The sequence below is a fragment of the Alkalimonas sp. genome (genome assembly GCF_020831925.1).
GTDB lineage: Bacteria > Pseudomonadota > Gammaproteobacteria > Enterobacterales > Alteromonadaceae > Alkalimonas.
The window spans coordinates 1-8,169 of the sequence record NZ_JAFIFQ010000082.1 but is presented as its reverse complement, the minus strand read 5'-3'; the positions used below and the strand labels follow the sequence as shown (position 1 = coordinate 8,169).

At 55.6% G+C, this 8,169-nt stretch carries 5 protein-coding genes; 3 read left to right on the top strand and 2 right to left on the bottom strand.

Features of this window, described 5'->3' with window-relative positions; all coding sequences use genetic code 11:
- Positions 1 to 488: 488 nt before the first annotated feature.
- Positions 489 to 1,790: an ATP-binding protein gene (locus JJU14_RS15660; RefSeq protein WP_228614658.1), complete on the bottom strand. Its 1,302-nt coding sequence runs from the start codon at positions 1,788 to 1,790 to the stop codon at positions 489 to 491.
- Positions 1,787 to 3,154: a sigma-54 dependent transcriptional regulator gene (locus JJU14_RS15655; RefSeq protein WP_228614657.1), complete on the bottom strand. Its 1,368-nt coding sequence runs from the start codon at positions 3,152 to 3,154 to the stop codon at positions 1,787 to 1,789. The genes JJU14_RS15660 and JJU14_RS15655 overlap by 4 nt, the downstream gene beginning before the upstream one ends.
- A 264-nt stretch (positions 3,155 to 3,418) precedes the next feature.
- Here JJU14_RS15655 and JJU14_RS15650 point away from each other — a divergent pair, with 264 nt between their 5' ends.
- From JJU14_RS15650 to JJU14_RS15640, 3 genes are read left to right on the top strand one after another with little or no spacing between them, the layout of a single operon-like run.
- Positions 3,419 to 4,666: an HlyD family efflux transporter periplasmic adaptor subunit gene (locus tag JJU14_RS15650; RefSeq protein WP_228614656.1), complete on the top strand. Its 1,248-nt coding sequence runs from the start codon at positions 3,419 to 3,421 to the stop codon at positions 4,664 to 4,666.
- Positions 4,667 to 4,676: 10 nt separating this feature from the next.
- Positions 4,677 to 5,378, top strand: coding sequence for an ABC transporter ATP-binding protein (locus tag JJU14_RS15645; protein WP_228614655.1), 702 nt, complete (start codon positions 4,677 to 4,679; stop codon positions 5,376 to 5,378).
- Positions 5,371 to 7,791 (top strand): ABC transporter permease, encoded by a 2,421-nt coding sequence (locus JJU14_RS15640; RefSeq protein WP_228614654.1) that lies wholly within the window; start codon positions 5,371 to 5,373, stop codon positions 7,789 to 7,791. The genes JJU14_RS15645 and JJU14_RS15640 overlap by 8 nt, the downstream gene beginning before the upstream one ends.
- The last annotated feature ends 378 nt before the right edge of the window (positions 7,792 to 8,169 follow it).

Below are 8,169 nucleotides of genomic sequence, written 5' to 3'. Positions count from 1 at the left end.
GGCCTACAATCAGCTTATCGAGCAACAGGGTACCTTTGCAGAACGGCTGGGGCAACTCTAAGGATGGATCAATTTAGTGTCGCCACTATACGATCAGCAGACCGTAGTTATTCTTACCAACACGATATTGACGCTTTACTTGCAGCCGTTGTAAAACCAGTAGCACAACACAGGTTATTAGCCCCTTTCAGTTCCCAGTTCTGCTTGACAACCAGGCCTGCTTTGTCGATTTACTGGATATTGCTTCGGTTTCAGCCAAGCGTTTAAAAGCTACATCGTTATCGCTACAGCAGTACCGGACTCAAATCAAAGCCGGTCTAGATTTACTTATTGATGGTTTTGAATGACAGTCCGCTATGACCGAGTAGCAGACATTCATCACCTCCATTGCATGAGTAAAATGTGTTCTAAAAATACAGAGCACGCACTAAGCTTTGGGATCTGACCCCGAAGCTTCGCAGTACATCAGTTGTCCTTCTACCCCAGCATTAATTCAACCGCAACCGAAAGCAGGCACCTTCTGACCTGGGCAGGTAGCGCAATTCGCCGCCCTGAGCTTGCATCAGGGCGCGGGCCAGGCTCAGGCCGATGCCGGAGCCACTGGCCTTAGTGGTGAAAAAGGGCACAAACAACTGCTCGGCGGCACTTGCCGTAATACCAGGGCCGTTATCGGCGATATCCAGCAACCAGTGTGGGTGCTGGTAATGCGCCTGGCATTCAATCCGTGGCTGTGAGGTAGCCTGCAGCGCTTCGGCGGCGTTTTTTAGCAGGTTAATCAGTACCTGCTCCAGCAACGCCGGATCCAGCCAGAGTGGTGGCAGCTCAGTCGGCATTAAGGTGCAAAGCTCTATGCCGGCAAGCTCCTGCTGCAGCAAACGCTGCACCCTTGCCAGGCTGTCGGCCAGGCTTACGGCAGCAAGTTCAGCCTGCACAGGTGTGCTTAAGGTTTTAAAAGCAGCGATAAACTGGCTTAAATGCTCGCCGCGCCGGGCAATGGTGGTCGTAGCCAGCTGCAAGTCGGCATGGCTCTCAGCGTCCAGCACGGATCCGGCTACCGGCAAGAGAGTCAGGCTGCTTTGCGCCAGCGACACCATCGGATTGATGGAGTTGGCAATTTCATGGGTTAAAATGCGGGTCAGTTGCTGGTAGGCTCGCACTTCCTGCGCCAGCAATTGCTGCTGAATGCTTTGCAGGGTCAAGAGTTTTCGCGGTTGGCCCAGCAGTTGGCTTTGCACCAGACTAAAGGCCAACCGGTCCTGCCCCCCTTCGCTCTGCCACAGCAGCTCACCTTTTTGCAAAGCCTCTGGCTGCTGCAGCTTTTGCCACAGCAGCGGCAAAGCCCCCGGGCTGTCTTCGCACAGCCCCTGCCGGGTCTGCTCCAGCAGCTGACTGCCCAGCAAGCGTTCGGCGGCCGGGTTGGCCTGCAACAATCGATTGTGCTGATCAAACTCCAGCACCGCCACTTCCAGTTGGGTCAGCAAGGCATTGAGGTACTGCGCCCTGGCTTCCGCCTGTTGCCGGCTGTGCATCAATTGCTGCTGCACCTGCTGCCACAACGACTGCAACTCGGGTTGCTGAGGCAGCCGGAAACTGACATCCTGATTGGCCAGTGCTTTTAACAATAACGTGGTTTGGCGCTGCAGTTTTCTGCTGTGCTGCAGCAGCAACCCGCAGGCCAGCCCCAGCACCAGCAATAACAACAGCGTCAGTGCATTGAAGGCCAACCCTAACCAGCCAAGCAGCCAGGTGCTGCCAACAAGCAAGCCTAAGGGCAACAGCAGGCGCTTCATAGCTGGTATTTTTCCATACGGCGGTACAAGGCTGCCCGGGTCAGGCCCAGCGCCTTGGCCGCCTGGCTGATGTTGCCTTTGTAATACTGCAGGGCCTGGGCAATGGTTTTTTGCTCGACATAGTCCAATACAAAATCACCGCTCTCCGGGCTCTGCACAGTGGAGGTAGACTCTGGCCTCGCTGTAGTTTCCAACTGACTAAAATCCAGCTCACCCTGCTCGGCCAGCACCACAGCCCGTTCGATAGCGTGTGCCAGCTGACGCACATTGCCGGGCCAGTGGTAACTAAACAGCAAGCGTCGATCGCTGGGTCGGATACGCAAGCCGTTTTGCTGGTACTTATCGCTGTAAAACTGCAGATACCAGTCCAGCAACAGCGGGATATCGCCGCCACGCTCACGCAGCGGTGGCAGGCAAATCTCCACAGTATTAATGCGGTACAACAAATCCTGGCGAAACTCGCCACGGCTCACCTTCGCCAACAGGTCTTCGTTGGTGGCCGTTATCAGCCGGGCATCAAACGGGTACTCCTGACTGCTGCCCACCGGCACCACCACCCTGTTTTGCAAGGCAGTCAGCAGTTTAGCTTGCAGCGCCAGCGGCACATTGCCTAGCTCATCCAGCAGCAAAGTGCCGCCACTGGCCTGGCGCAGACGACCGCCGTAATCGCTTTTGGCATCGGTAAAAGCACCTTTTGTATGACCAAAGAGTTCACTTTCAAACAAATTGCTGTGCACAGCGCCCAGGTCCACCGTCACCAAAGGGCCCTGCCTGCGGGGTGATGCCTGGTGAATGGCTTCAGCCGCCAGTGCCTTGCCAGTGCCACTCTCACCGAGCAGTAAGATGTTGGCCTCGGTGGCGGCGGCTTTTTCAATCAACCGCTGCACCTGCTGCATGGCACTACTCTGGCCCAGCATCGGAACACCAGGCTTTTTGGCTGACGCAGGCTGTGACGAGATGGCTGACGCTGCGCTGTGTTTTTGTGCTGAGCTGTGCTTTTGCAAGGTACGCAGCAACTGCTCGTTGTGCCAGGGTTTGGCAATAAAGTCGCACGCTCCCAGCTGCATGGCCCTCACCGCCAGCGGCAGTTCGGCGTAGGCGGTCATCATCACCACTTTTAAATCAGGCTGGCATTTTAGCGCCTGCTGCAGATAGTAGATGCCTTCTTCGCCACTGCTGACATCACGCTGAAAGTTCATATCCAGCAACAGCAACTGCACCGGCTGCTGTTGCAGACAGGGTTGCAGTTGGCTGGGATCGCTCAGAGTCAGCACCTTGGAAAAATGAGGCTTCAGGCAAAGCCTGGCTGCCGTAAGCAAGTCGGTATTGTCGTCCAGCACTAGCACTGTGGCCGCATCGTTCATCGGATTAAAATCGCATCAGAGGTGTTAGCAGAAAGTAATCGTCACCCTAAACAAAAGTGCCGACCCGTGCAAGGGGCACATCGCTATCCCAACAGGCCACAGAACCGCCATGCAGCGATAAAGTGTCCATTTTCGGACAGCCAACTGTGCCACCAGCGGACACCATTCTCAGCAAATCAAAATTAAGCCACTGTTTTAATTGAATAAATAACTTGGCACAGCCTTTGTATTTATCCTGGAAATCCTATTGAACGGAGTGTGACCATGGATAAAAAAATTAGCCGCCGCTCAAAACACCCCTACTGGTTGCTTGCTACCGCTGTGATGCTTGCCGCTGGCTTGTGGTGGTTTAGCAAAGGCCAGGCCAATGCCTCGATGCAGCTGAAGTTACCAATGAGTTCCGTCAGTACCGCTGTGGTAAAGCCGCAGCCTCTGCTGGAAAGCATTACCCTGCGCGCTACGGTGATGCCGCAACACAGCGTCTTTTTGGATGTGATTGAGGGGGGCCGGGTCGAACAGCGCCTGGTGGAGCAAGGCAGCTATGTCGAGCAGGGCCAGCCGCTGGTGCAACTGACCAACACCCAGCTACAGCTCGATTTAATCAGCCGTGAAGCTCAGGTCACCGAGCAGATGAACTTTCTGCGCAACACCCAGATGACCATTGAAACCAACCGCCTCAACCTGCAGCGCGATGTGTTGGATATTGAGTTTCGCATTGCCACCCTAACGCGGCATTTGCAGCAAAGTGAGCCACTGGTGGCAAGTGGCGTGCTGGCACAGGAGCACCTGAACAACCTTGCCGAAGAGCTGAGCTATCAACAAAACCGCTTGCAGCTCACGCATGAACGACAACAGCAGGAAGAAGCCATTCGTCAGTTGCAGCTGCAGCAGCTGTCTGAAAGCGTCGAGATGCTGAGCCGTAACCTGGATTTTGCCCGGAAAAATGTGCAGAACTTACTGGTAAGGGCGCCCATCAGTGGCTACCTGAGCGAATTTAATGTCGAAGTGGGCGAATCCCGCGCACCCGGCAGCCGCCTGGGTCAAATCGACCAACCCGATCAATACAAACTGCTAGCCAGCGTCGATGAGTTTTACCTGGGCCGCATTCAACTGGGCATGATCGCCCGAGTGACCTTGCAACAGCAACAGCTGCAACTGCAGGTAAGTCGCATCGACAGCCGGGTGGTGAATAACCAGTTCCAGCTGGAGTTTGCCCTGCCCGAGCAGCTGCAGGCCAAGCGCGGTCAGTCGGTGAACCTGACGCTGCAGTTGGACGAGCAACAAAGCCCGGTGCTGGCGCTTGCTCGAGGCCCATATTTGACCGATGGCGGTGGTCACTTTGTCTATGTGCTGGACCCGACCACGGCCACCGCCCGCAAGCAAGCCGTGCAACTGGGCCGGCAAAACGCGCAACTTGTGGAAGTACGCCAGGGACTGCGTGAAGGCGATATCGTCATTACATCCGGCTATCGCGAATTTCAACAAGCCGATATCATTCAATTACAACGCTAAGGACCATCCAATGATTCAGTTACAACAGATCCAACGAGTATTTCGCACTGCAGAGCTGGAAACGACTGCCCTGAACAACATCAACCTGACCATCGAAGCCGGCGAGTTCGTGGCGATTATGGGACCATCTGGTTGTGGCAAGTCCACCTTGCTGAGCATTTTAGGCATGCTGGATAGCCCAAGCGACGGCGTTTACAACTTTAAAGGCGAGGACATTGCCCGCTACCGTGAAAAACAGCTGGCGGAGCTGCGCAAAAACCAGCTCGGTTTTGTGTTTCAGAGCTTTAACCTGATTGATGAGCTAACGGTTTTTCAGAATGTCGAGCTGCCGCTGCAGTATCAGGGCGTCACCTCGAGCGAGCGCAAACAACGGGTTGAAGCCATTTTAAAGCGGATGCAACTGGATCACCGTGCCGATCATCTGCCGTTGCAGCTGTCCGGTGGCCAGCAGCAACGGGTGGCGGTGGCCCGAGCTTTGGTGATCAATCCAGCGCTGATCCTGGCCGATGAACCCACTGGCAACCTCGACTCAAAAAACAGCGAAGAAGTGATGCAGATGCTGCGCCAGCTGAACCAGGAAGGCACCACCATCGTGATGGTCACCCACTCGGAGCACGAAGCCCGATACGCCAGCCGTATGGTACAAATGCTGGATGGTCAGATTGTCAGCGAGCGGGCGCTCGCCAGCACTCAGGAGGTGAAGTATGCGTAACGCACTTTCTATGCTGGGCAATTACCTTACCACTGGGATACGGGCCGTGCTACGGCATAAAACCCACCTGGCGTTGAATTTAGGTGGTCTGGCCGTCGGCTTGGCCGCCGCCTTGCTCATTTTACTTTTTGTGCAGCACGAACAAGGTTTTGACCGGATGCATCCCGATGCCAGCAGCACTTTTCGATTGGAGCAAACCTTTATTCCGTTGGAGCAACGCTTCCCGATAACCAGCCCGGCCATGAAGCCCTTGCTGCAGGATTTCGATACCCGCATCGAAGTCACCCGGCTGGCTGGTTTTGCCGAGGAAGCCTTGATCCAACTGGAAGATTCGCCGCTGCAAATCACCATGTCGCATGCCATGCAAACCGATGACACTCTGACCGATTTCTTTCAGTTTGAGGTGTTAAGCGGCGATCTGCAGGCTACACTCAGCCAACCAAATCGCCTGGCCCTGGCTGAGCACGAAGCCATCCGTCTGTTTGGTCACAACGATGTGGTGGGCCAACAGCTGCGGCTGGATGGCAGCAACTATGAGGTAACAGCTGTCTACCGGCTGCCGGCACAAAGTCACCTGCAGCTGAACTCGTTACGCCGTCTGAGCGACGATATTGCCGCACACCCTCTGCCGATGAATACCGTATACAGTTACCTGAAGCTGCCCACCGGACTGGATCACGACGCCTTTCTGGTGCATTTTTCCGAGCTGGTGAATACCCAAGCCTATCAAGGCCAGAGTATGATGGCACTGGAGCTGCAGCCGTTAACCGCCATCCACCTGCATTCGAATTTAGGCTATGAGATGAAAGTCAATGGCTCAGCCAGCACCGTTGGCATTGGCTTGCTGCTAGCCGCCTTATTGCTGCTGGTGGCTGGCATTAACTTCATTAATATGAGCACCGCTCGCGCTGGTCAGCGCGCCAAAGAGGTTGGGGTGCGAAAAACCCTGGGCGCCAGTCGCTGGCAGCTGTTTGCACAGTTTATGCTGGAGTCCCTGCTGATTGCGGCGACTGCCGGCCTGCTGGCTCTGGTAGTGCTCGAGCTGCTGCTGCCTTGGTTCAGTGCGCTGGTGAATCGCCCGCTTACGCTGGACTATCTGGGTACTTATGGAGGTTTGGCGCTGGCTACAGTGCTGACCACTGGCCTGCTGGCCGGCGTCTACCCGGCACTTTTTATCTCGGCTTTTGACGCCAAAAAAGTGCTAAGCGGTGATTTTCAGCGTGGCAACACCGCTGTTTGGCTGCGCAAAGGACTGCTGGTGCTGCAAGGCGCCATCGCCATTGGCTTGCTGGTGGCGACCGCTGTGTTGCAACAGCAACTGCAATTGCTGCAGCAACAAAACACCGGCTATCAACGTGATGCCCGCCTGCTGGTGCACAACATTGTCAACGAGCACTTGTTTTGGGCAGAGCAACCAGCTCTGCTCAACGCGCTGCAGCGCATTGAGGGGGTGCAAAGTGCCAGCCTGCTGGATATGCAACTGACCGACACCATTTCGCAGGCCATGTCGATTCAGTTACCGGGCCAGACAGCGGATAACAGCCTGCCACCAATCCCACAGTTGGGTGCTGGTTTTGATATCGTAAAAGCCGCTGGCTTTACTCTGCTGGCAGGACGGGACTTTAGCAACGACTACCAGAGCGATTGGTACCAGCGCCATCACAGCCATGCTACCGCTGCCGGCATTATTACCGAAGCCCTGGCCCGCCGTGCCGGCTTTGACAACCCTGATGATGCCATTGGCCAGCAGTGGCTGTTGCAGGAGCAGCAGTCACTCACTATTACCGTCGTTGGCGTGATTGCTGATGTGCAGATAGGCGCAGCTACCCGCCAGCCCGAGCCATTGCTGTTGATTTGTGGCCGCTCTCCGATGCATGTCGGGCATATTCTGCTGCAACTGAATCCGCTGCAGGCCATGCAAAGCCGGATTCAGATTGAACAGCTGTTGGCCGAGCGCTTGCAGCGCCAGGATGTCCGCCTGAGTTGGCTGGATGACGATTACAGCGCCCTGTACCAAAACCAGCAGCGCCAGGGCACCGTCATTGCTATTTTTACCGCTTTGGCCATTGTCCTGACCTGTGTTGGCTTGTTTGGCCTGGCAGCCTTTAGCGCTGAGCAGCGCTCGCGCGAAGTCGCCATGCGCAAAGTACTGGGTGCAGGCCCCTTCAGCCTGGTGAATCTGCTGGCCAATGAGTACCTGAAGCTGATGGCCATCAGCGCCACACTGGCCATCCCAGCCACTTACCTAGCGCTCGATGGCTGGCTGGCCGGTTTTAGTGTGCGGGTAGCGCAAAGCCCCTGGCTTTACCTGCTGGCAGCAGCCATCACCTTCGCCATCTGTTGGTGCACGGTGGCGGCTTTGGCCTGGCAGGTTGCCAGCCGTAAGCCTGCCATGGTATTACGACAGTACTAGACTATCGCAGCCCTATGGGAGAGCGTCTATCCGGTTAGTTGAGGTGATGATCCCCTGGGGCTATGGTACTGCCAGTTGGCAGATAGGCACTATCCGCTCGCGCTTGCTGCATCTGCAGCAGATGCAAAGCTCGCTGCCACTGAGCCAAAGGCGGAGTTAACGGATTATATTCTGTAACACTTTTTGGAATGTTTTCTTGCAAAGAACAAGCATAATTAACACCACCACAAACAATAGCGATTTGGATTACCACCATGAAAATTAAATACTTTTTCGGGCTAATACTCGCTCTGGCGCTGGTCTCATCCCAGGCGCTGGCCGATTCCCGTCAGTGGGGCGGTACTTGGTATGGTCAGATCGACCTGCCCGGCGGCGAAA